At 63.9% G+C, this 1,342-nt stretch carries 1 protein-coding gene; it reads right to left on the reverse strand.

Annotated features, from left to right (window positions below):
- Nucleotides 1-23: 23 nt before the first annotated feature.
- Entirely contained in the window at nt 24-1,247 is a 1,224-nt protein-coding gene (locus WKV53_RS28550) for an IS481 family transposase (RefSeq protein WP_341408263.1), read from the reverse strand.
- Between the last annotated feature and the right edge of the window lie 95 nt (nt 1,248-1,342).

Below are 1,342 nucleotides of genomic sequence, written 5' to 3' on the forward strand. Positions count from 1 at the left end.
CCTGTAAAGACTGGGGACATCGTTTACACCTGTTCGGGGACATCGTTTGCACTTTTCAACCCTCTTCCGTGTGGCGGACGTGGCTCATGGAGGAGCGGTCGGACCTCCCGTTCCAACGGCGCGTAGCCCTTTGCCCCGCTTGAACGATGTTTCGCGAAGTCCACTGCTCCCAGCCGCTTCCAACAGTAATACACCTCGTAGCGTTCCTCCCCCGTCTGGCGCAGCGCCACCTCCTCGCCCTTCATCGCCTCGCCGATGCTCCACGACACCCCGCGGAAACGGAGGTTGCCCTTCGACTGCACCTTCTTCACCACATCGTCCCCACCATACCATTCTCCTGCCTCACGCGGCTTTGACGGCATCTTCCGCAGGGAGACCTCGTAGCGGCTCGCCGGCACATCCCCGCCCAATGCCTCGTGCGGACGCTCGTGGTTGTAGATCCCGCGCCAGCGCGAAAACTCCCGGCCGCAGTGGCTGCGATCGTGCCACACCGTCGTGCGCGACAGCACCTCGGCATTCAACGTGCGGTTGAAGCGCTCCTCTTTGCCCTGGGTCTGAGGATGGCAGGGCCGGCCGTGGAGCACCTCCACGCCCAGCCGCAGCAGCCATGCCTCGCACGCCGTGAAGTAACCCCAGCTCGTTCCCCAGGGATTGCCGTTGTCGCACAGGATCGCCACCGGTAGCCCGTAGGTTTCAAAGGCCCTTTCCAACAGCGGCCGGAGTTCGGCAAACGTCTCGGTCGCGCAAGGTTCCAGCAGCAGGTTGAAGCGGCTATGGTCGTCGAGCATCGCCAGCGGATGGCAGCGGCCACCGGCAGCCAGTTGCAGCCAGCCCTTGTAGTCGATCTGCCACAGCTCGTTGGGGGCTTCCCGCTCGAAACGCTCCCAACCCCGGCCGGAAGGACCCGCCGGTTGCGACAGCAGCCCGTGGCGGCGCAGCATTCCCGTGATGGTGCTCGCGGCGGGAACGTCCTCCTCGCCGCGGTTTTCCAGCCAGCGCTTGATCTTCCTGCCGCCCCACGCCGGGTGCTCGTGCCGTGCGGCAATGACCAGTTCTTCCATCGCTGCCGGTGTCTGGCCGGGGCTTCCCAGCGGCTTGCGCGATTTATCCCCGAGGGCTTCGCCGGCAAGGTGCCGCTTCATCCACTTGTAGCCCGTTGGAGCGCTGATCCCGAACCTCCGGCACAGCTCCCGGATATTGGCACCCTCGCGGCAGCCCAATTCCACGAATTCACGTCTCAGTTCCATCTCATCACAGGTTCTCCAAGGCATGGCTTGCTCCTCTCCGGAGGTGTAAACCATGTCCCCGAACACCTGTTAACGATGTACCCGGTCTATACAGG

Source organism: Luteolibacter sp. Y139, assembly GCF_038066715.1.
GTDB lineage: Bacteria > Verrucomicrobiota > Verrucomicrobiia > Verrucomicrobiales > Akkermansiaceae > Haloferula > Haloferula soli.